This is a genomic window from Bradyrhizobium sp. USDA 4502, from assembly GCF_054063355.1.
In genome coordinates this window covers 1,906,321-1,927,883 of the sequence record NZ_JBSSGF010000001.1, presented here as the reverse complement: position 1 = coordinate 1,927,883, position 21,563 = coordinate 1,906,321, and the positions used below count along the sequence as shown (strand labels likewise).

The following is a 21,563-nucleotide window of genomic DNA, read 5'->3' as shown; positions in this document are numbered from 1 at the left end:
AGGCCGCCGTCACGCGACCACCTTCCACTGGTATGAACGCGCACCGTTTAGCTGCTGCGGCGCTTCCGGCACCCCATTGCGGATAAATCGGCCCCAAGCCTTCCCGTAAGGCCACTTTCCAATTTCGATCCGCTCGACAAGGAAGGCGCTGCTCTCGGGGTTCCAAGTCCACCGGATCACTTTGAATGGAAGTTTCTCGCCGCCTTCCTTCCAAAGCTGGAAGACGTTCTTGTTGCACTCAGGGTCGGTCATGGTCCTTGTTCGCCCCGCCACAATGTTTGTTTCACATTGCAGACTGCCTTGCCCAGCCGACCGCAGCCGTAGCTGCGCTCTTGAGCATCAAAACGTCGAAGCCCAGCCCTACGCTAGAGTATCCGCGCGCTACGGCTGATTGGACCTCCTGCTCCGTCATAGCGAGAGTGCTCCTCTGCACTTTGGCCGCCGTCGTGGCCCACTCGAACATCTCGACTGCTTTTAGGAAAATGGGATTGTCGAGTTGGCCGGGGCAGCCAAGCTCAACCGAAAGATCGAAGGGCGCGAGGACCAAGATACTGATGCCCTCGACAGCACAGATCGCCTCGATGTTGTCGATCGCGCCTTTTGTCTCGATCAGGATGTTGCAGAGGACCGTGCCACCGAGCTTCGGCAAATACTCTTGAAAGGGCACACCCCATCGAGAATGTCCAATGAAGGGACCGAAGCCGCGCCTGCCGCGAGGCGGATAGCGTGTCATCGCGACACAATCGGAAGCCTCTTGCGCGGTATTCACTTGCGGAAACACGATACCGGCAGCGCCCATGTCGAGTGCCAGTTTCACCATTGCTTCATCACGCTTGCCGACCCTGACGATGGGGCGGCAGTTGGTGCCAGCAGTTGACGCGATCATTGCATGGAGGTTCTCGGGGCCGATCGCACCATGCTCCTGGTCAATTACGACAGTGTCAGCGCCCGCCTGCGCCAGCGCCTGCGTAACCACCGCCGACGGAATTGTGCAGATGAACGAAGTACGGATTTTGTGAGTTAGTTCTGACATCTCAAGCCCCCGAAGCGAATGAACGTTTGGAAACAAGCGGATCAAAAAATGCGCGATGCTCAGAGCGTCGCGGCTGGCTGATCCTATGCTCAAATCTTCGGCCTAGAACAGGAGGCAATTCGGCACAGGCCACTTGGAGTACCCGCGCGGGCACCCTACGCGCGCTCGGCAAAGCGCGTCAGCGGCCAAATTGGCGTTTCGGCTTGCGCCTAAGGCAGGCCAGTTTTGCGCCGACCGGGCAGCTCAAAGGCTACAGCGAAAAGGGCTCCGGCTCGCTGAACACCTCCGAGAGACACAGGCGTCGGTGGCCGTGAGTCCCAAACAAGCGAAAAGGGAGCGCGAAATGCACTTCCCTCTAGGCGAAATGTGTCGTGATTTTGAGGTTGCGATCAGAAAACGCTGAAGTATGGATCGAGCTCAGCGCGCAGGTGCTTTACCGCCAACCTCATTTCGTCGGTTACGTCTTCAGGAAACTTGCGAAACCGATCTTCGGCATTCGCAATCGCTTCGACATTGGTTAGTTGCTGCTTAATGTGCTCGAGCGTGAATCGCTCATGCCTCTTACTATATTCGACGATTGCCCGCAGATCTCCAGCGACAGCCTTGCGGATCAACTGCATGTCAATTGCCTTATGCGCCGAAATGGTCTTCCGCCTTCCGTTTTCCGTGATGGTGATCGGCGTTTCGGCGGCTTCAAAGAACTCGCGCCTCAGTCTTTCGGTAGAAATCTCCAAGGGCTGCTTGCGAGGACGACCGCGCGGGTTGCCACACGTCCCCTTTTCGAACTGGCCCAACTCGTTGCGAGGCATTGCGCTACTCCATTTCTAAGGAGCCGCGCCACAAATAAGAAAGGCGCAACTCCGGAGGATATTTCGAGCCTGCTCTTGCAGGAAACTCGACCCATCCGGCGTCACGCCGTCATTTTCGGACTACCTGCTGGATTTCCGCATCACGCAAGGTTCGCAAAAAGCAAACCCAACCCAGCTCTCGTCGCGAGGCGAATTCACTTTATCGCAACGATCGGATTTGATCAAATCTTGATCGCGACGCGATCAGCACTTGGTCGCTCGCGCGCCGCGATCAAGTTGCGTCACGCTTGCCTCACCGCAGCTATTGCAATGGATCGCCGCGCCGCTGTTCGACATCGGCAAAGCTCTCGCCGGTGATCGCCATCAAGGCCGCCTGCCCTGTGTAAGCCTGCCAGCGGCGGATGGCGATGTCGACGTAGAGCGGGTCGAGCTCGATCGCCCGCGCCCGGCGCCTCGCCTTGTGCGCGGCCATGATCGTGGTACCCGAGCCCGCGAAGGCATCGAGCACGATCTCGCCGCGCCGCGAACAATCCCTGATGGCGTCGATCACGAGTGCGGTCGGCTTTACCGTCGGATGCATGTCGAGTTCGGCGGCGCGGCCGGGCCGAAAGCTATTGACGCCGGCATAGTCCCAGACGTTGGTGCGGTAACGTCCGTGTCGGCCAAGCTCGATCGTGTTCAGATGCGGCGCGGTCCCGACCTTATAGACAAAAACCAGCTCATGCTTAGAGCGGTAGAACGAGCCCATCCCACCGTTGCTCTTGTTCCAAACGCAGAGGTTCTTCAGCTCGGAATAGATCCCGCTCGCCGCCCCCAGAACCTCGTCGAGATGCCGCCAATCCATGCAGATGAAATGGATCGCACCATCGACGCTGAAGGCGGCCAGATGGCCAAACACCGTTGCCAGGAAACCACGAAATTCGCTCGGGCTCATTTCGCCGCAGGCCATCTTGAACTCGCGGTGCTTGACCGCGCCGAGCCCCCCGACATGGCCGTCGATCGGCACGTTGTAGGGCGGATCGGTAAAGACCAGGCGCGCCGGCTCGTCGCCGAGCAACTCGGCATAGGTCGCGCGGTCGCAGGCGTCGGCGCATAGCAGCCGATGCTCGCCCAGCATCCAAAGATCGCCCAGGCGGGATACCGCGGCCGCCTCCGCCGCCGGGATCTGATCGCTGCGATCCACCTTGTCGGGTTGGGTCGGGCCGTCGACCAGCAGATCAATCTCGGCGGTGCCAAATCCCGTGACCTCCACGTCGAAATTGAGCTCGGCGTCCATCAACTCCCGCCATAATCCCTTCAACTGGTCGAGGTCCCAATCGGCGTTCAGGGCGATCTTGTTGTCGGCGAGCGCAAACGCGGTCTTCTGCGCCTCGGTTAGATGGGTTACCCGAAGCACCGGGACCGTCTCGAGCCCGGCCAACCGCGCGCCCGCGACCCGGCCGTGCCCGACAAGGATGCAGCCGTCCTCATCGACCACGACGATGCTGTTGAAGCCGAACTCGCGGATCGAGGCCGCGATCTGGTTTAACTGCTTGTCAGAGTGCCGCCGCGCGTTGCGCGGGTTGGGCTTCAATTCGCCGATCGGACGCTGCTCAACCTGAAAACCTGTCATCGAAAACGCCTCCAAAACACGGGAAAGTTCATTTATACCATGAACTATGCCAATACTTCGTGAGGCATCCTCCAACGATGGATCGAATGGTTAAGCGAACGGTTCAGCCGCGAATGATGATTTCCACGTCCTCGGGCGTTACGCCAAACGTCACCGCCAAAGCCTGCTTGGCCTCCGCAATCGTTAGTCGACGTTCGCCTGCGGTCGAGGGCGGCTGTACCGGCTTGAACTGCAGCCGCCGCGGGTCGATTCCGATCGTCTTCAGCGCGCTATAGCCAACCGGGTTGGTCACATCCCTGCGCCATACCTCGGGACAATCAACCTCGGCATAGTCCGAAATCCCGATCAGAAATCGCCCCTGCCCCCGCGCATTGCTGCTCGCATCAAACCGCGTCAAGCCCGCGATGCGGCAGACCAGGAATGCGGCGCGGTGCGCGATCCCGTCCGCGCGGTTTTTCCAGCCCGAGTTGCGGCAACAGACGACGTACCGGCAGCTGTTGCCCCGCGTCGGACTGAGGACCCAATCACCAGTGCCCGCCTTGCCCAAAATCTCCTGTCGGCTCTCCGAGGTGAACACAACAATGGTGTCATCGTCCTTCGCCATCGTTGCCTGGTCTCCCTAGTCGTCCAGATCGTCCCAATCGAACGGCGGTAACGGAGCCGCGCCGTGCGCTACCATGAGATCATCCCCTGCCTGGTGCAGCAGCCGGCTCGGCGCGTGCTGGCCGTAGGCGTCCCGTTCGTTGCGGGCGCCATGGACCAACAAGAGCAGCTTGTCGCCCAGCGCCCTGGGTTCGCGCAAGCCCGCCTTGTCGCATAACTCTACGACGCGGCGCCGCTCCTTCTGCCAGTACTGCGCGATCTCCGCCAACGCGACAACCTGCGGACCGCGTAATAACTCAGCCGCGGTGCGAGCTAGCAGCGCCTCGGGCCGAACCGGATCGGTCATGCGCGCTTGTTCGTAGAACATCCACCAGCGCAATTGCGCGTGGGGATCGTCGGGATAGTGGGCCTCGACCTCGCGCCAGTAATCCTCCGATTCCTCAATCAGCGACCTTACGAATTGGCCGATCAGGCGCTCGCCGTGCCCGAAATATTTCGTGACGGTCGCGACATTCGAATGCGCCTGCTGGGCTATCATCAGCAAATGGATCCGGATTCCATACCGCCGGAACAGTTGGTCTGCGGCCTCGGCAATCCGCTGCTTGGCCGGCTTGTCGAACCCAGAGCCTTGGGTCACTTGGGGCGACGTCGTGCGGGACAACTTTGTCATGGGATGGGACTCCAATAAGAATATCATCAACTATCAGCATACTTCGTGCCAACATTTGCCAGGACCACGCATCGCCCGACGCTCATCCGGCGGATGGCAAATCCCGCACCGGCGTCACCGAGCTGCGTCAATCGGCAATCTGCTATCCCATTGATTTCTTGATCGAATAATCCAACGCTCCGTCCCGGCCCTGGAGCCGATGCACGTTGCTCAAAGCCGAATATGAAGGATTCTGACCCTGTCAGAGTGCCCCGACGGCGCCAAACCCACCCACGGCCTTCCCTGGGTATTACAGAGCCTATCGCGCTCAGCGGTGGTTGTTCCGATATCGCTACTTTTGATTGTGCGGGCGATCTTGCCGCCAAGCTCGGGGATCCTTTCATGGGGCGCGCCGCCGAACCACAAGAACGGACCGAGCCGCAGCGTATCCGGGTCGAAATAGATCCAAAGGATGCAGGCGGCCGGCCGGTCCAACAGCTTGACGTTGGCGGTGATCGCACCGCGCCTGGCATCGCGGTGGCTGGACTTCAGCTGGATGTGGCGGACCACGCCCTGGAATTCCAGCGCGAGGTCGTAGCCGCCGCTGTCCACCTCCGGTCGTAACACCTCGACGCCGCGGATGTTCTTCAGCCACAACGCGCGCAATAATTCGCCCAGAAAAAGATGCTCCACCAGCTTCTCGCGCGCGCTCGAATCCGCTGAGTGTGTCGGCGCGAATCCAAGGACGTCGTCCCGCAGGTCCATTTGCGTCATGCCCGTTGCCCTCCGCCTCTCCTTCGCCTCACCGCGGCAGTTCGCTTGCCGCGGCCGCGAAGTCGAGGGGATACCGCGAGAGTAGACCATCACGGTTAACGATTATCCTTTTTTGGGATAATCCGAATCCAGGATCAGATTGCCTGCCGCCCGTTTCCCCAGCTCCCGGCGGCGATGCAAAAATCCCTTCAATCTGCCGAATATCGGCGCCTCATCGCGCTTCTTGTCGCCGTACGGCACAAGGCTGGCATCCGCCAGCACGCGCTCGCCAACAAGCTCGGCAAGCCGCAATCCTTTGTCGCCAAATATGAGGGCGTGGAGCGGCGGCTCGATGTCATCGAGTTCATCGCGATCGCCGAAGCCCTTGGTGCCGACCCCGCCAAGCTGTTCAGGCAATTTTTACGTGGCAAAGGCCGCTAGGCGCGAGGCAAGCCCGCCGCCCACCTCGCGCAATCGGCGTCGATCCGGCGAATCGCCAACCCACCGCAAAGCCGACCGCGTGCTACGGCGCCATTAACCGACGCGCAGGCTAAGCGCTCCCGGGCATCGCGACATGCCAGGCACCGGCACGATCATCCGATATCGGCGGAAAATGATCAGTGCAGGCTGGTATCCGACAGCCAACGCTGATGCTTGTCGGCCGTTTCGTGGTGCCATTGGTTTTCCGCCATGGCCTCAGTCTTTTCGACGATTCTAAGTCGGACGGCACGGTCGCGGATCGAGCGAAAGGCTAGCAGCAGCCTGAACGCCTGCGCTGCATCGGCAGCCTCGCTTTGCGTCGTCAAGATCACCCTCTGATCTCTGATTGCGTTGCGGGGCGGGACAAACCTTCTCCAGTGGGTGTAGTTGAATTGGCCTTCCCATGAGTGGACCGGCGCATTGCACTCCGCGCAAGGCGGTGTCGGGGCACGCCTTTGCTCTTGCACCGCAAAATAAAGCGCACCGCAATCGGTGCAGGTGAAAACAACTTGGGTCATCAAAATCGGTGTCGTGCTGCAAACTTGGTCTCGTGCTCCAATCAACTGACCATGAGCTGCCCGATCGGAGCGGGTCATGGTTGTGGCACCACGATCCAATGTCACGTTGCGCCAAACGTTGTCTCTATCCCGATCATTGTCAATGCGGACGTCCAACGGCCGAGCGAAATGCGAAGACGTCGCTGTTTTTGAGGTTGCGCGCGATACCTGAAGTCTATCCCGGCGCGCTCGGCTGGCGCGCATAGCTGACGCGCCGAGAGATGTCATGGCGCGCATCTCTCTTGACTGGATTGGCCCGTGACCCAAATGGGCCAAGACGCGTCGGCATCGAGACCCTACGATGCATTTTCCTCGTCGTCTGCGATTCTATTGAAAGTGCTTTCCGTGGCGTGGGGTGGATTGCCGCCAATCCGCATTGCGCTGATCGCGATTGTCGTCTCAACGGGTTTTGGGACCTTATTGCATTTTATGACTCTCACCTCGTGATCGATTGCGAATTCAATTTGGGTTTGACTTGGCCGTGCCCTTCAACCAGCGCCATCGGCAATTTCTAGAGTATCTTCGGAACGGGGCATGGATGCGCTCGTCCGACCTACCCGATCGGCCAAAACTGAAACTGAGCTTGCTTCACAACGAATGGATCGAGGTTCAAGAGACCGACGGCGAAGTCCGTTACCGGATTACGCCAAAGGGACTCGCTGAGATGAGCAAACCTAGAAGGCTTCGCTAACGGGTAACCGCACCAGTAATATCCAGGACCGCGCCAAGCATCGTCGTACCAGCAATAATTGCGGCCGCCGAAAATGAACTAAGCCCGTTCGACATTGGTTGGGCCGACCGCCGGCGTCATTTGGCCGATGGGCATTGCGCCGGCCGGCTCCGCTGCGACGAGGGCGGCAAGCGCGGCTGCCGCGACATAGATAGGTGATCGCATCAAAGTCTCCACTTCATCTTGTGAGTCGCCCCGAGAGCGCGGTTGTAGCCCAACCGCGATCAAAGCCCAGCGCCGTCTTTTTGCATCGCAGAACCTCAATTCCGCCGCCTTCCGATACAGAGTCAGAGGCGACGTTTTTGGGGGGGGCGCTCGCGCATGGCCCCGATGCTGTACCAATTCTTCTAGTAGCCAGCCCCAGTGCAGCATCGGGGCCGGCGGCCTCTTAGCCCGCGAGCAGCATCGAACCGTTCGAGCGGAAATGATCGTGCGCCGATCGCGGGAGCCGATGGTCCTTCGCGAATTTTTCATTGGTGCATCGATCAGAAAACGGATCCAGCGCAATTCTCCGAATGCCCCCGCGGTCCCGAAGCACGTCGTCATGATCCTCCAGGCGGGAGACTCGCCACCTGCTGCAGCTGTCGCTTCCGCGACCGCGAGCAGAAATATGACTTTCGACACTTCGAACCGATCCAGTCCGAGATAGCATCTTGCGCGCCAGCGCTAGGCAAGCGCGGTCTTGGCCACCCCAAGGCTACTCCAAGGTCAAGACCGCGCCCTTTATGGTCGCGACGTTTAGCAGCCGTTGTTTGCAAGCAAGCTCGTTCTCAGCTCGAGGAAGTCACGGCCACGACGAATGATCCGCGGTACGGAAGCTTGCGCGCCTCCCGAGGGAGTTCGATATGAGCAATCGGTTAGGTCAACTCGTCTATTTTCTTTATGCCTTTGGACCGGCGCTGGCGTGGCTGAGCGCGCCGATCACGCCCGCCCATAGTCGGGGCTTTGCTTGGTTTTTCGCGCACTCCAAGCCGCACGGCGCCTGTTCGGGGCAACACGTCGTCGCAACTTTCTATACCTCGGGACGGCGGACGGCGAATGGTGAGACATTCGACTCGAACCGGCTTACGGCCGCACATCGCACACTGCCGTTCGGCTCGCGAGTAACGATAATGAATCTGCAGAATGGAAAATCTGTCACCGTGGTGATAAATGATCGAGGCCCGTTTAGGCGCGGCGTGACCATTGACCTGGCGCACGGTGCCGCTCGCGCGATTGGCATGAATCGAACGCAGTGGGTTTGTATGCTGTGACACGCTGAGCGAAGGTCAGCACGACGGGAACACCTGCAGCAATCAGCGGAGGATGTGCGTCTGGTCCCCCGATTATCATGCCCCTCCCACTCTAAATGAGAGCCAGTTGTTGCGCTTGCGTAAACGCACCATCTACGATGTCTCGTTGAACGTCGTTTAATCGTTCACCCAGTGCTTTTCGATCCATAGAAAGTCCGTCCCCTGAGAGTTCTTGATGCGGTAAGATGTATCCGTCCAATGAAGCGGACTGTAACCGCGAATAGAATATTGCAGAATGGCGGCAGGCTTTTTGATCTTGGTTGCGACATTCGATGACGAAGGCAACTTCGGCCACATCACGTACGCCGTCGCCGTTGCGGATGCAGCGGAAGCCATCCGCATAGCGATGGAGGAGAGCGCCGGCTCGGCGGCTGTGGTGAGTTCCGAGCTAAACGAGGCGCAATTGCGCGACCTCCATCTCAATGCCGGCGAGTTGCTCGCTCTCTATGACAACAAGTCGGACCCGATTACGTCGGGCGCTTTGCGCCACTAGCGGTGTCCACGCCCAGGCGAACGGCCCAAGCAGGATGCCACTTTGGCGACTCGCCCGCCGACCCTAGCAGGTGTGAAATGCAGCTGAATAGGACATGGAACCGAGCGATTGCCCGCGAACAACAACGAATCCAGATCTATTCCAATCAGCGTGGTTTTGCTTCGCTGAGCGCGTTTCCATTTTCTATTTTGGGGTGGACAGAACGCAATCCTTGCTAGTCTGATGGATGGTCCTGTGCGGATGGCGCCGACGCAAGGCGACGCATATTTGGTCACTAGAATTTTCGTTGCGGCAGGCCCCCAAATTCGATGAGGGGCTGAGATAGATAAACAAAAAAGGATGAGGAAGGTCTTCGAATTCGGCCTGCGAGGTCAAGCGGTCTCAGGCTCGCAGCAATGTCCGCAACAAAGACGCCGCGTCCTGGAGCCGCCCGGCGTCATAGATTAATTGCTCGATCTCCATGGAGACGCGCACGCCCTCGCTGACGCTACCGATCTCGGCGCAGGCGGCTGCGGCTCTGGCAATCTGCTCGGCCTCCTTGAGCTTGGCGTGAACGTTCTTAAGGCAGGCCGTAATGGCCGGCTCGATCCATGCGTCGTCCATCGCATGCGCTCCTCCCTGCTCTTCGCATTGCAGGAACGCTCCGTTTGCGCCGCAAGTCCAGTCGGTTCGGCCGCGATGCTTATCCCCCGTTGGGCAGATACGCGGGAGCCTCGCATCCTTGGGCACGGTATCGTACGCGGCGCCAGCAATGTGCGCGCAAGATTGCCAACGGGCAGCATTCCGATTGGCTTTGTTTTGTTCGATGCCAAATCGAGGCGCTATCTGCGGCTCCGCATCGCCCGCATCTGTCGTGCGACGGCCGCGCGCTCATAGCGCTCCAGCCCCAGCAGCCGTTTTCGCAATTTTGCGTCGGGAGCCTTTAGGAAGGCAGCCAGTAATTCGTGACGGACCGCGCGCAAGCGGGCGAGCTCCAACTTGGTACGTACGACGTCCGCTGGCTCAATGGAGGGCGCCTCTCGCGCCATCCAATCCAGGACGCCCCGTGTCAGTGCCTCACACTCCGCATCCTCATGCGGCGCTGGCCGCGATAGACCGTGGCGGAGCGCATTCCGGCTTGATCGAAGCTTCCCCTGCCCTGTCTTCGGGCCCGTGCTGCGCTTGGCATTTCTCCGATTGGCTTCGATTTGTCGATCTGACGTCATGTCCCATTCTCCCCCTTACCGGTCGCGTCCACCACCTCGCTCTGATCCGCTGTCCGCATCAAGCTTTGAGGCGCAAAAGAGCAAGATTGTTGCTGCAGAAAGGGACTGGCATTCGCGTGCCATTGGAGCGTTACTGAGTCGGCCGGGCACACAACGGCCCCGGTTTCTCACCTCGCATCCCGCGGGGTTTGGGCAGTGCGGCAACCATCGCCGCGCTGTTCACATCAGGAGAGACCGGTGAGTACCATTGAGACCGGTGGCGCAACGGAGCCACATTTCCAGCTAATCAAGTTCAGCCCTTCCGATCGTCGCCATTTCATCGGCGGCTCGGATGCCCGCATCATCATGGGCAACGATGAGGCGGACCTTATCCGCCTGTGGCAGGAAAAGCGCGGCGAGAGCGAGCCTGAGGACCTGTCAGGCAATCTGATCGTCCAGCTCGGTACCGCCACCGAAGAGCTCAATCGCTGCTGGTACCAGCGCAACAGCGGCCAGACCGTCAGAGACATCCAGAGACGCGTCCGTCACCCCGTCCATTCATGGATGGCGGCAACGCTCGACGGCATCGTCGAACCGACCGGCGCGGTGTTCGAAGCCAAGTTCATGCTGCCCTGGGCCTTCACCGAGGAGGGCGCCGCCGAAAAGCACATGGCGCAGCTGCAGCACAACATGTGGGTTGTGGCGGCACGCTCGGCGGTCCTATCGATCATCACCGGCGGCGGCAAATGGGTCGAGATCAACATCCATGCCGATCCGCTCTATCAGCACCTTCTGCTCACTGCCGAGAAGAAGTTCTGGCGCTGCGTTAAGACCGGCGACCCGCCCGTCCCGTTCAACATCGAGGCGCCCCGGCCAAGGCTGGAGGCGGTCAAGGTCGTCGACATGACGTCCTCCAATCTTTGGGCCAAACTGGCCGCGACCTATCTGCGCACCCGGACCGCCCATGGCGACCACGAGATGGCGAAAGCAGAGCTGAAGGCGCTGGTCCCGGAGGATGCCAAGGAGGCGACCGGCCACGGCGTGCGCGCCAAGCGGTCCAAATCCGGCGCCGTCAGCTTCGATGCCGTCGCGGTGGAGAACGCCGATGCTGCAGTCCAGTGAGAGCATCGGTGCCGTCGCCGCCGCCTTGGCGCGCGCCCAGGCCGACCTTGTCAACCCCGAGAAGACGCTCACCGCCACCATCCGTTCGCCTTCCCCCCGGGAGGATGACCGGACCTTCCGCTACGCCTCGCTCGCTACCGGCCTCGACATCGTCCGTAAAGCCCTAAGCCAGCAGGAGATCGCCACTGTGCAGACCACCCGCCTGGAAGCGGCCAGCGGGCAGATTCACCTGACCACCCTGCTCGCGCATTCGTCCGGGGAGTGGATCTCCTCCGATCTTCCGGTCTGCGCCGCCAAGGACACCGAGGCGCCGCACCGGATGGGCGCGGCCCTAACCTATGCGCGGCGCTACGCGCTGTTCGCCCTGGTCGGGATCGCCGGCGAGGACGATCTCGACGCCCCCGACGCGGTGACCGGCCCGCCGCCGGCCGAGCCACAGAGCATCCCTAGACCGAACGAGCGCCCCGCCAAGCGCGTTCTCAACCGCCCCGCGGTGCTTGGGCCGCAGCATTCGGCCGAACTGTGCGCGCGGCTGCTAACCCAGCTCGAGGCCTCACATTCCACCGAGGCCCTGCTAGCCTGGGCCAAAGCCAGCCTGCCGCTGAAGAATACCCTCCTCGAGGACGACGCCCGGCGCGTGGAGGCCGCTTATCAGCGGCGGCTCGATGCCGCGCTACCCCCGCTCAGCGAAGCCAGCAGCGATCCGTCGGTGTCGCCGGCCCCTGCCCCACAGGTCCCGCACGCCGCCGCGCAAGCTCAGCCCGAAGCCTCCGATGCCGGGCTCGCGTTCCCGAAGGAGACCCCTCGCAAGCGCAGCAAGGCGCATTTGCTCTTCGTCAGGGAGCAGCCCTGTCTCGTCTGCAAACAAACCCCGACTGATGCCCACCACCTCAAGTTCGCCCAGCCGAGGACTCTGGGCCGCAAGGTCAGCGATGAATTCACCGTGCCGCTCTGCCGCGCGCACCACCAGGATCTGCATCGCCATGGCAACGAAAAGGCTTGGTGGGCCAATCTGCAGATTGCTCCGCTCTCACTCGCCAAAGAGCTTTGGCAGGCAAGCCGCGTCCAGGAGACCCACACAACGCCCGTTGACAATGGCGCCCGCCCCGCCAGCGTCCGCCGGGAGGCCGCCGCGTCATGAACGGGCCTGTCCCTGTCGCCCGCCAGCTGGCGGCCGCCGCGCTGCCGCTGGAGCTTGAGGCTTTAATGCCCGCGCCGCTGCTACTGCCCGGCGAGAGCCTCGAAGCCTATCATTTGCTGCAGCAGGCCGTCTTCGCCGACCTAGCGCCCCGATCGGCGCTGGAATGGCTGCTCGCCATCGAAATCGCGGAGCTCTCATGGGAGATCCGCCGCTACCGATTGCTGCGCCACGCGCTCCTGGAGGACCACCGCCAGCACGCGATTGAGGCCGCGCTGCGCCGCATCGACCTCGCGGGTATCACAGCTGAGTTCGCCGAGGACGCCACCTCCCACCTACGTCAAAACGCCCTAAGCTGGCGGTCGGATCGCGCCGCCGCGCACGAAATCGAGGCTCGCCTGGCGGCTTACGGATTTGACCAGTACGCGTTGAACCTGGAGGTCTTTGTTCAAACCAGGGAAATCTTCTTGATGTTCGAGGGGCTGTTGATTGCGGCCCAGAAGCGCCGAACGCTCTTGCTTAAGGACATCGATCACCATCGGAATAGCCGACAGGTTAAGTCGGCACAGAACCAGCAAAACGCTTAGGGATGATCGAAGGCTCCTCGCCAAAGGCCTCTGATTAAGACGCTACATCACCGTGAAAATCGAAATACAGGCGCGTCCGGCGTCGTACGGTTGCCGTGGTTTTACGGGGGCGCGATCGTGGACGAATTTGCTTGATGCCATACTACAATGTAGGTTGCTGCATTATTTTCATTTTCTTTTCGGAGTTTTCATCGGGTGAGTATTGGCGCTGCTAGTTTACCGTCTGATTTCGGTACCGAATCCTCGATTTCGACTTTCGGATCTTTGCAGGGGCGGCTGTGGTTGGCGACGGCCATAGGGCTGGTTGTCGTGCTCCTTGCTCCCCTGTTCGTTATCGACGTTCCTCCTATAGAGGATTATCCCAACCATCTTGCCCGGTTCTTTGTCCTGGCCCATCCCGACGATGCCGTTCTCTCGACGATGTATGCTCCTCACTGGACGATCCTGCCCAATTTAGGCATGGACCTCATTGGCACCGGCCTGCTGCGCATCGTCGGTCCGTACACGGGTGGCAAGATACTTTTGGCGTTGAGCCTGCTCGCGCCTCTTGTCGGCGTCGTGATCTATCACCGGGTCGTGTTCGGTTGTCTTTCCTGGTGGCCTTTAGCTTCTGGCTTGACGGCCTATAATGCAGCCTTCTTCCTCGGCTTCATGAATTTTTTGCTCTCGCTAGGCGTTGCGTTCGTTGGCGCCGCAACATGGGTCGCGCTGCGCAGGCAGAACCGCCTCGCCCGGATGTCGTTAGCTGGAGCGGTCGCGTCTACCTTAGCTTTCTTCACTCACATCTTTGGACTTGCCTTTCTGTTTGTCTTGATCGGCGCGCATGAGGCGGCCGCACTCCGGCAACGCTCGTCCTCTACGGTAACACTGTCCGACGTCGCGAGGGCAAGCGTCCCAATGGCTGTCGCGTTCGCTCCTGCAGTCGTGCTGTATGAACTCAGTCCCTTCAGTGATGCAACCAACTCTATCGGCGACTGGGAACCATTCGCCAAAGCTGTGTGGCTGTTTAGCCCGTTCGCCGTCATGAATCTCAACTTGACTATCGTGACTGCCGGAACGTTCGTCGCCGCCCTGTTTGTCATGCGTCGGAGATTAGAGTTTGCGCCGGGATTGTGGCTGGCCCTGACGGCGTTAGCGATCGTGTACGTCGCTACGCCGTGGAATCTGAAAGGTGGTTCTTTCATCGAGTTGCGGATCGCGGTGATATTTGCGCTGTTGATGTTCTCCAACGTGCGTCCACGGATTCCTCGGCGTGACGCGATGATGCTGGGCTCCGCTATTGCCATCCTAGTCATTGTTCGTTCCGCAGTTGCTGGAGCTTCATGGATCGACACGCGAAGTGACCTCGCCGATCTGCGAGCGGCGATCGCGGATATCGAACCGGGAGCGCGTGTGATGGTCGCAACGGGCGATCTAAACGAACGGCTATTCTCGCCGCCACAACGAGTGCTGCCCGGCTTCTACCGGCTCACCAATCATCTCCCAGCGCTGCTTCTCATCGAGCGCAAGGCCTTCTGGCCATTGCTGTTCGCTAGTCCAGCACAGCAGCCCATAACAATTCTTCCGCCTTTTGATCGTATCGCTCACCCCCTCATGGACCCAGTTAAGTGGAGCAAATTGGCCGCGGAGCCGTACGCGGCAGAGACCCTGCGTCGCGCGCGCTATCTCGTCCAATGGCGTACGAACTTCGATTATCTGTTGCTCATTGATCCAGATTCGTTGAATCGGACGGTCGCGAAGCTTACGCCGCTCCACGACGGCGCCTTCGCAAAGTTGTATCGGATCGATCGCTAATGTCGCCGCGGCTGACTCCAATTAAGATGTTCGGCAGATAGTATTCGGGCAAACAATTTCAAATCAACATCACAGCGCGGCGCCTCAATCGGTGCTGGTATCTTGATCTACAGGAGGCAGTAGATGCGTCCAACATTCCTTCTAGGGCAGGTTGTGGGCGATGGTATGAACCCGACGATGGTTGGGAATGGTAGGCAGGAAATGCGGTTTGAACTCAGGGCACTAACCGGGTTCCGCGGATTAGCAGCGACGACAATCGCCCTCGCGCATTTTCAGAAGTTCTATCCGACCTACCTCAATGCTCCCTTTATGTGGCACAACGCAGTCGATCTCTTCTTCTGCCTCAGTGGATTTACGCTCTCCTATGTCTATCGACCCGAGAGCTTCAAGTTTTCAAGCTATCTGACGGCACGCGTCGCCAGAATTTATCCGCTGTATTTAGCGACGCTGCTCATTGCCGGGGCGACGATCGCCTGGCCTGCAGTTGACCAGACAGCGTATCCTGCAAGAAACGCCTTTTCTGACTTCGTGCTCCAGATTCCGGCGCTGAACTCTTGGCCGATCATTGGTTCTGGCGTTCATTGGGACCCACCAGCATGGTCAATATCTGTCGAGTGGCTCTGTTATCTGCTCCTATTTCCTCTTTTGCTTGTTCAGAGAGCACCTTCATCGACACCGATAAGGCTACTCTGCATTGTGGTGCTTTCCTCGATTTCTTACTCACTCTTCGTGCGCTATTTCGACAGCAACGTAATGCTCCCCCAAAGATATCAGGCCCAGACTCAATGGAGCTATTGGGTAAACTCATTGCGTGGCGCATTTGGCTTCACAGCTGGGTGGCTCGTCTTCAGGTGCTTTGAAAAGAGAGATGGCATTTACGTATTTTGCGCAAGATTCCATTGGTTGATTTGGTGCAGCATGGGTCTAATCGTTGCGTTTGCATACTGTGACCACATCAATCCACAGGCGCTGGTGTTTCTCTTCCCGTTCGCGGTTTTGGCGGCAACCGATCAGACATCTGCCAGCTCACGACTGCTAGGATCAAAAGGGCTTCACTTCCTCGGCGTTATTTCTTATTCAATCTACATGACGCATTTTGTCGTTTTTGTCTGCCTGCTTGACGCCTTCGGGCCGCCTGCAACGTGGACGATATCCATCTACGCTGCCGCTATAATTCTCGCGGCTGCCGTCTTTACAATCAGCTATTTCATGATTGAGAAACCGGCACGCGACGCGATCCGCGCACAGCGGCCAATCAGGCCGTTGAGGCCTGAATAAGACAAATTCACGAACCTCGCGCAGGCGTCTGCCGATCCTCCAACTTTGCTTCTTGCTCTCTTGTCGGCACGGAGCACAGAAACATCTCGCACAGCGGCAGGAGCTGCCCGCGTAGCCGCGGGTCGACGTCAGCGGCGACTTGTACGCCGTCTCGCGAGCGGACGGCTTGCCGCACGCTATTTGATGGCCAACCTCCACCCCTGGGCCTCCGGGTTTGACCGCCGCGCAGCCTGGCTTCTTTCGTGCGTCGATGCCAGCCAATTATGCCTTGGTAGATTCAATGATCAGGTCCCGTAAAAGCCCCGGCTTGTCCTGGACGACCAGCTGCGCAGAATGCATCGAGCTGGGATGGAGCACCCCGATGAAGCCCTCGCGGCCAGAACTACGAGCGCTGACTGGGCTGCGCGGAATGGCGGCTATATGCGTTGCTCTAGGCCATTTTCAGCAGCTTTACCTCACCAATGCTCCCTTCATGTGGGACAACGCGGTTGATCTATTTTTCTGTCTCAGTGGCTTCACACTCTCGTACGTCTATCGCCCCGAGGACATCCGGTTTTCGCATTATTTGACTGCGCGTATCGCCCGGATCTATCCGCTCTACTTCGTGACCTTAGTCATTGTTGGAGGTGCCATCGTCTGGCCGCTGCAAATCGATTCAACGACCTACCCAGTCGGACACGCGCTCTCGGACTTTTTACTTCAGGTGCTCATGCTGAACTCGTGGCCGCTGATTGGCTCCGGAGTTCATTGGAATTCACCGGCATGGTCAGTATCCGTCGAATGGTTCTGCTACGTCCTCCTGTTTCCATTGCTGCTTTTTCAGAAGGCGCCGCGGTCCACCGCTATTAGACTGCTCTGCATTGTCCTGTTGTCGGCGACGGCCTATTCCTTGTTCGTGCGCCACTTCGATAGCAACCTTTTTATCCCAATGCTCTATGAGCCGAAAAGCCAATGGAGCTACTGGGTCGACTTGTTCCGCGGAGTTTTCAGCTTCACCGCGGGCTGGATAGTCTTCTCATGTTACGATAGGCGCGACGCGCTTTACACCTTCTGTACAAAATCCTCTGCACTGCTCTGGTCGAGCGTCGTTCTCCTGATCGCCTTGGCATATTGCGACCGCATCAACTCTCAGGCCCTGATGCTTCTGTACCCATTCGTGGTACTCGCGGCGACCGATCAAACGTCGGTTGCGTCTCGCCTACTCGGATCCAGGCCCCTACACTTTCTTGGGCTCATTTCGTACTCGATCTATATGACTCACTATGTTCTCTTTATAGGCGTCGTGGCCGTGTTCGGTTTGCCTGCCACTTGGAAGTTGTCGATTTATCCCCTTGTGGCTGGAATTTGCCTCGCCATGTTTATTGGCAGCTATCTAGTGATCGAACGACCGGCGCGTGATGCGATACGAAGGCCTCGGTGTATGCACGTCATAGGCGCGAGCTGATAGGCGCCCTGAGCGAGGTTTGAGTACGAGGTTGTCGGATCAAATTGACTGAGCAACGGGACGACGCAGTTCGGAACCATTTCGTGTCCAGCCCGTTGAGGTGCCACCACTGCTCGTGCAAAATTAACGAAACTGAATTATCAACTTGGTCTTTGCCATTCCGACGTTCGGCATCAAGAGGCTAAAATGAATTGGGTTAAGGCATTGCTAGTGTTCACCGTACTGATACTCGGATGCGCGGACCTTGTAACCACGAATAGGATTCTGGATCTTGGATTCGGCGAGGCGAACCCGTTCATGCAAATGGCTCAGGCATGGTTCGGTGTCTGGTGGCTGATCCCTAAGCTCGGTTTGACATTTGTCGTCATGGCATTGCTTTGGCTCAGCAAGAACCTCTTCAACATCGCCATGGTGGTAGCGTTTTGCTCCACGCCCGTAATAAACAATCTCCTGATCATCGCCGGCGCAAACTGAACTATGATCGCCGTTCGCCGCACGGATTAGACAAGTCCTATCTATCACCCCGATCAATTCTTGCACGACCGGTCGCTAACCGGCTCGCAGCGCCCCTCAGATTATTGTCCAAGATGCCGCGCTGCGAATAGATCAGTGCTTCGCGCCCAGAGAGCGTAAACTCGGTGCTCATGAGCGTCCGCGGCCGCAAATCGTCCGGCTAGGCTCTAGGGTAGAGGACGGATCGTACCGAGCCTGTTCGCAGCCATCGCACCAAGGCTGCAATTTCCTTTCCGACGGCCTGGACATAAAGCAGATGCGTGATCGCAAATGACAGGAAGCAAGCGCCCAAAATCGTCGCTATCAGGTACAGGCCAGCGCCGGAGGGAATCGCGCTCAAACCGAGTGAAGCCTGTGCAGTGGTGGGCACGCCGGCACGCCAGGAATAGACCAGGAAACCCGCATAGCCGGCGCTCAAGTGCGTTGCGACGGTGAATGCCGGCCTCGCCTTGGCTGCGAGGGCAAGGCAGGCTAGCAGGAAGAGCGGCAGCGCGACCCCGAAGAGCTGAAAGCTGTCGATTGCAACGTACCCGCTCAACAACGCGTGGCTGCGCTGGAAGATACCGAAAATCCTGAGGTTGATGAACCAGAGTAATTCGGAGCTCGGCGCAAATTGCAATGCCCGCGCAGCAATTTCGGCGCAAAGCGCGGCGGCGAAGAGTACGCATGGACCTAGGAATTGCAGTTTGAAAAGGCAATTCACGAAACAAGCCATATGAAAAAACGTCTGGCTTGTTTTAGGTCCAAAGCATTTAACTTGTCTTAATAAGCCCCTTGCCCCGGGTCGCCTGCGTACAAATATTAAATTCAAGCTACTCGGTCCAGATCACCGAGATTATGGCTGATTGTTTGGCGGCCTCTCGATGAACCTCCGACTGCCGTTGAGAAGTTCGAGGTTGTTCGCGATCACCGGATTAGTCGGATCGAGTGAATATGCCTTTTCGAACTTCCGCCGCGCGCCACCCAGATTGCCGCGCAGCATGAGGGAATATCCCTGATCGTTGAGGATCTGGACGGTCTCGCCGCCAAGCCGGATCGCCTGCGCATACGCCTGATCGGCAAGATCGAAGCGACGCAACTTATCATAGCTGGCCGCTAGCCCGACCCAGGCCGTCACGTCCTTCGGCGCTTTCTCGACAGCATCCTTGAAATAACGCTGCGAGATTCCATAATTGCCGCGGTTGTATTGCTCCAACCCCATCCGCACCGGCTCGTCGGAGGGATAATATTTGACGTCGGTCGGCTCCTGTACGGGGTCGCCGCCTGGCGGATCCACGGGCGCGACAATTGCTGCCTCCCGCGTTGTGTAATCGCAGGCGGCAAGGCTTACGGCCAGCCAGCAACAGGCGAGCGCCGGAATGAGACGACGCAATGCTCGTCCCATGCTCCAGCCCCGGCGACTTATCTGCGTCATTCGAAAAACCATCGTGAAAACTACCTAAGAAAAACAGACCGTGCGACCGAGCAGGTTCACTTATTTCCCTACCCCGACCGCCACCGATCCTCCGGTCCCCGCTCCCAATCCGGTTGTGTTGACATTCTGAATTGTGGTGACGGGCGGCGCCTGGCCCATCGCCTTGCCCGGATCGCCCACGTCGGGAAGCTGATCCAGTGGGCGTTGCTGATTGCCATAGCGAGTTACCGCAGCGCCCGTACGCCGCGCGTCGTACGCAATTCGACGATCGCCGACGTAAGCCGGCCATGGGTGGATCGTATGGGTGACGGCATTGACCTCCTTGGCGTTACCGGCACTCATCGTGATGGTGTCGGATCGCTGGACGTAGCGGTCCATCTCGTCATGTCCATAAACGCCGTAGCAGCCGCCGAGCAGGAAGGGTGCGAGCAGAGCCAGGTATCTGAAAGACATCTCTCGCCTCCTTTAATTCAGGGTCTTCACGACCGGTTGGTCGACAACGGCTGCTGGCGGCGGAGCGCGAACGACTGCATCGGGCGCGATGATGTGTCCATAGGGTCCCTTCACGTCGCCGCCGGAATTGACGTAGTCGTTGTAACGCTTGCGAATTTCCATCTGGCCGTTGAGGAAAAAGTCGACGTCGTTTGCGGGCAACCTCGAATCGAGGGGCGACGCGAGAGTTTGCCCGGGGGCCGCCGGCGCAACTAGACGCGGCGTCACGATAACCACCAGATCCGTCTCTTTCTGCTGATAAGATGCGCTTCGGAACAACGCACCGAGGACTGGCACCGAACCAATCCAGGGTAACTGCGAGACGTCCTGTGCGTTGCGGGTCTGGAGCAAGCCGGCAATTGCAAAGCTCTGGCCGTCGCGCAATTCCACCGTGGTCCGAGCGTTGCGGCTGGTTAATGCCGGGACCGTCGTTCCAGAGATGGTTACAGCATTGGCGAAATCGAGTTCGCTGACCGACGGCTCAACCCGAAGGTTGATCACGCCGCGCGATAAAACGGTCGGCACGAAGGCCAACTCGACCCCGAACTTCTTGAATTCGATGGTGGTGGTGGGAAAGCCGTTCGTAGTGTTGGAGGCTACCGGCACCGGAAACTCCCCGCCGGCCAGGAAGCGCGCCGCGTCGCCCGACAACGCCATCAAGTTGGGCTCGGCCAAGCTCCGCACCAGTCCCTTCGTCTCCAGCGCCTGCACTAGCAGATCCACCGAAGTGCCATTCGTTTTCAGCACGTTCGTTAAGAGGCTGCCGAAAGGAACCGCGCCGCTCAACAAGTTGTTCGCGGTGCCGAGAAGCGGAACACCTTGGGGCGTAGCTGACGCAAATGGACGGCCCGCAGTTCCGCTATTCCCAACCTGCGTGAGGTTGCTATTGCCGGCATAGAGGTTCACGCCCAATTCGCGGCCGGCCGATCTCGCGACCTCGAGGAACCGCACCTCAAGCATCACCTGCTGCGGCGCCGCGACGCTCATGGCATTGACGACGATGCCGCCCTCGGGAACGCTGCCCTTAGCAATCGTCAGCGCCCGCTCCGCAGTGACCGCATCGGCTGCCATTCCGCTCAGCACCACCTGGCCTTCGGATGCGGACACGCGAATGCCGCGCGTGCCTGTGCCGGATGCGATGTTCTGCTGCAGATTTCCGATATCGAGAGTCACCTCGACATCCAGGATACCGATCTGCTTCATCGAACTGTCGAACAGGATGACATTGGTGGTGCCGGTCTTCTTGCCCTGGACGTAGATCAGGTGATCGCTCAGCGACTTGACGTCGACGATCTCGGGAGAGCCGGCCACAATTGTCGAAAAGGCCGCGTCGACTTTGAAGGTGCGCGACTTGTTGACGGTCACCTTGACCCGCTGGACCTCGGTCATTTCACTTACGAAGACGCCGCCAGAATTAGCCCGCCGCTCTGCTGCCCCCGCGTGACCAGCCGAACTAAGCAAGCCAAGCGCAGCAGCACCGAGGGCGATCACGCCCAAGGCGGCAAAGCTACGTTCCGCGCTACCCGAGACGCGACCGCCACTCATCCGAATCCCCTTCGTCGCTGCTGTCGCAGCTATCCGTAAAT

General features: G+C 59.2%; 24 protein-coding genes. 10 read left to right on the top strand and 14 right to left on the bottom strand.

What is annotated here, in order from left to right; genetic code table 11:
• Positions 1–9 precede the first annotated feature (9 nt).
• The 7 genes from ACVW1B_RS08450 to ACVW1B_RS08420 form a co-directional block, all read right to left on the bottom strand.
• Positions 10–252: a hypothetical protein gene (locus ACVW1B_RS08450; RefSeq protein WP_456821511.1), complete on the bottom strand. Its 243-nt coding sequence runs from the start codon at positions 250–252 to the stop codon at positions 10–12.
• 31 nt (positions 253–283) lie between these two features.
• Complete coding sequence (locus tag ACVW1B_RS08445; RefSeq protein ID WP_456821510.1) at positions 284–1,033, bottom strand: HpcH/HpaI aldolase family protein; 750 nt, start codon at positions 1,031–1,033, stop codon at positions 284–286.
• A gap of 389 nt (positions 1,034–1,422) precedes the next feature.
• A complete protein-coding gene (locus ACVW1B_RS08440; RefSeq protein WP_456821509.1) occupies positions 1,423–1,842 on the bottom strand; it encodes a DUF5681 domain-containing protein in 420 nt (139 codons plus the stop codon).
• Positions 1,843–2,143: 301 nt separating this feature from the next.
• Positions 2,144–3,454 carry a site-specific DNA-methyltransferase gene (locus ACVW1B_RS08435; RefSeq protein WP_456821508.1) on the bottom strand — a complete coding sequence of 437 codons (1,311 nt, stop codon included), beginning with the start codon at positions 3,452–3,454 and terminating at the stop codon, positions 2,144–2,146.
• 103 nt (positions 3,455–3,557) lie between these two features.
• On the bottom strand, positions 3,558–4,058 hold the full coding sequence (locus ACVW1B_RS08430; protein WP_456821507.1) for a hypothetical protein: 501 nt from the start codon (positions 4,056–4,058) through the stop codon (positions 3,558–3,560).
• Between the two features lie 15 nt (positions 4,059–4,073).
• Positions 4,074–4,727, bottom strand: coding sequence for a hypothetical protein (locus tag ACVW1B_RS08425; protein ID WP_456821506.1), 654 nt, complete (start codon positions 4,725–4,727; stop codon positions 4,074–4,076).
• A gap of 210 nt (positions 4,728–4,937) precedes the next feature.
• On the bottom strand, positions 4,938–5,480 hold the full coding sequence (locus ACVW1B_RS08420; RefSeq protein ID WP_456821505.1) for a hypothetical protein: 543 nt from the start codon (positions 5,478–5,480) through the stop codon (positions 4,938–4,940).
• Between the two features lie 174 nt (positions 5,481–5,654).
• Between ACVW1B_RS08420 and ACVW1B_RS08415 the strand changes: the two genes are divergently transcribed.
• Positions 5,655–5,900 carry a helix-turn-helix domain-containing protein gene (locus ACVW1B_RS08415; RefSeq protein WP_253609315.1) on the top strand — a complete coding sequence of 82 codons (246 nt, stop codon included), beginning with the start codon at positions 5,655–5,657 and terminating at the stop codon, positions 5,898–5,900.
• Positions 5,901–6,076: 176 nt separating this feature from the next.
• Here ACVW1B_RS08415 and ACVW1B_RS08410 read toward each other — a convergent pair whose 3' ends face one another.
• On the bottom strand, positions 6,077–6,535 hold the full coding sequence (locus ACVW1B_RS08410) for a hypothetical protein (protein ID WP_456821504.1): 459 nt from the start codon (positions 6,533–6,535) through the stop codon (positions 6,077–6,079).
• Between the two features lie 730 nt (positions 6,536–7,265).
• Entirely contained in the window at positions 7,266–7,391 is a 126-nt protein-coding gene (locus tag ACVW1B_RS08405; RefSeq protein ID WP_456821503.1) for a hypothetical protein, read from the bottom strand.
• Between the two features lie 680 nt (positions 7,392–8,071).
• On the opposite strand from ACVW1B_RS08405, the gene ACVW1B_RS08400 reads away from it, so the two are divergent.
• On the top strand, positions 8,072–8,479 hold the full coding sequence (locus tag ACVW1B_RS08400) for a septal ring lytic transglycosylase RlpA family protein (protein ID WP_456821502.1): 408 nt from the start codon (positions 8,072–8,074) through the stop codon (positions 8,477–8,479).
• Positions 8,480–8,753: 274 nt separating this feature from the next.
• Positions 8,754–9,011, top strand: a complete 258-nt coding sequence (locus tag ACVW1B_RS08395) for a hypothetical protein (RefSeq protein WP_456821501.1) — start codon at positions 8,754–8,756, stop codon at positions 9,009–9,011.
• Positions 9,012–9,392: 381 nt separating this feature from the next.
• Here the strand turns inward: ACVW1B_RS08395 and ACVW1B_RS08390 are convergent, their stop codons facing one another.
• On the bottom strand, positions 9,393–9,614 hold the full coding sequence (locus ACVW1B_RS08390) for a hypothetical protein (RefSeq protein WP_456821500.1): 222 nt from the start codon (positions 9,612–9,614) through the stop codon (positions 9,393–9,395).
• Positions 9,615–10,453: 839 nt separating this feature from the next.
• On the opposite strand from ACVW1B_RS08390, the gene ACVW1B_RS08385 reads away from it, so the two are divergent.
• The 7 genes from ACVW1B_RS08385 (at position 10,454) to ACVW1B_RS08355 (ending at position 18,032) form a co-directional block, all read left to right on the top strand.
• Positions 10,454–11,317, top strand: coding sequence for a YqaJ viral recombinase family protein (locus ACVW1B_RS08385; protein WP_456821499.1), 864 nt, complete (start codon positions 10,454–10,456; stop codon positions 11,315–11,317).
• A complete protein-coding gene (locus ACVW1B_RS08380; RefSeq protein ID WP_456821498.1) occupies positions 11,301–12,458 on the top strand; it encodes an ERF family protein in 1,158 nt (385 codons plus the stop codon). Before ACVW1B_RS08385 ends, ACVW1B_RS08380 begins: the two co-directional genes overlap by 17 nt.
• On the top strand, positions 12,455–13,042 hold the full coding sequence (locus ACVW1B_RS08375) for a hypothetical protein (protein WP_456821497.1): 588 nt from the start codon (positions 12,455–12,457) through the stop codon (positions 13,040–13,042). The genes ACVW1B_RS08380 and ACVW1B_RS08375 overlap by 4 nt, the downstream gene beginning before the upstream one ends.
• A gap of 195 nt (positions 13,043–13,237) precedes the next feature.
• The gene (locus tag ACVW1B_RS08370; protein ID WP_310884930.1) at positions 13,238–14,836 is read left to right on the top strand and encodes a hypothetical protein; all 1,599 of its coding nucleotides are present in this window, start codon (positions 13,238–13,240) and stop codon (positions 14,834–14,836) included.
• Positions 14,837–14,959: 123 nt separating this feature from the next.
• Entirely contained in the window at positions 14,960–16,114 is a 1,155-nt protein-coding gene (locus tag ACVW1B_RS08365) for an acyltransferase family protein (RefSeq protein ID WP_456821496.1), read from the top strand.
• Between the two features lie 361 nt (positions 16,115–16,475).
• Positions 16,476–17,558: an acyltransferase family protein gene (locus ACVW1B_RS08360; RefSeq protein ID WP_310884932.1), complete on the top strand. Its 1,083-nt coding sequence runs from the start codon at positions 16,476–16,478 to the stop codon at positions 17,556–17,558.
• 186 nt (positions 17,559–17,744) lie between these two features.
• On the top strand, positions 17,745–18,032 hold the full coding sequence (locus ACVW1B_RS08355) for a DUF5658 family protein (RefSeq protein ID WP_456821495.1): 288 nt from the start codon (positions 17,745–17,747) through the stop codon (positions 18,030–18,032).
• Between the two features lie 199 nt (positions 18,033–18,231).
• Here ACVW1B_RS08355 and ACVW1B_RS08350 read toward each other — a convergent pair whose 3' ends face one another.
• The 4 genes from ACVW1B_RS08350 to ACVW1B_RS08335 form a co-directional block, all read right to left on the bottom strand.
• Positions 18,232–18,774 carry a hypothetical protein gene (locus ACVW1B_RS08350; protein WP_310884939.1) on the bottom strand — a complete coding sequence of 181 codons (543 nt, stop codon included), beginning with the start codon at positions 18,772–18,774 and terminating at the stop codon, positions 18,232–18,234.
• Between the two features lie 132 nt (positions 18,775–18,906).
• Positions 18,907–19,455 (bottom strand): tetratricopeptide repeat protein, encoded by a 549-nt coding sequence (locus tag ACVW1B_RS08345; RefSeq protein ID WP_310884940.1) that lies wholly within the window; start codon positions 19,453–19,455, stop codon positions 18,907–18,909.
• A gap of 90 nt (positions 19,456–19,545) precedes the next feature.
• Positions 19,546–19,938, bottom strand: a complete 393-nt coding sequence (locus ACVW1B_RS08340; RefSeq protein WP_310884941.1) for a hypothetical protein — start codon at positions 19,936–19,938, stop codon at positions 19,546–19,548.
• A gap of 12 nt (positions 19,939–19,950) precedes the next feature.
• Positions 19,951–21,522: a type II and III secretion system protein family protein gene (locus tag ACVW1B_RS08335; protein ID WP_456821494.1), complete on the bottom strand. Its 1,572-nt coding sequence runs from the start codon at positions 21,520–21,522 to the stop codon at positions 19,951–19,953.
• Positions 21,523–21,563 lie beyond the last annotated feature (41 nt).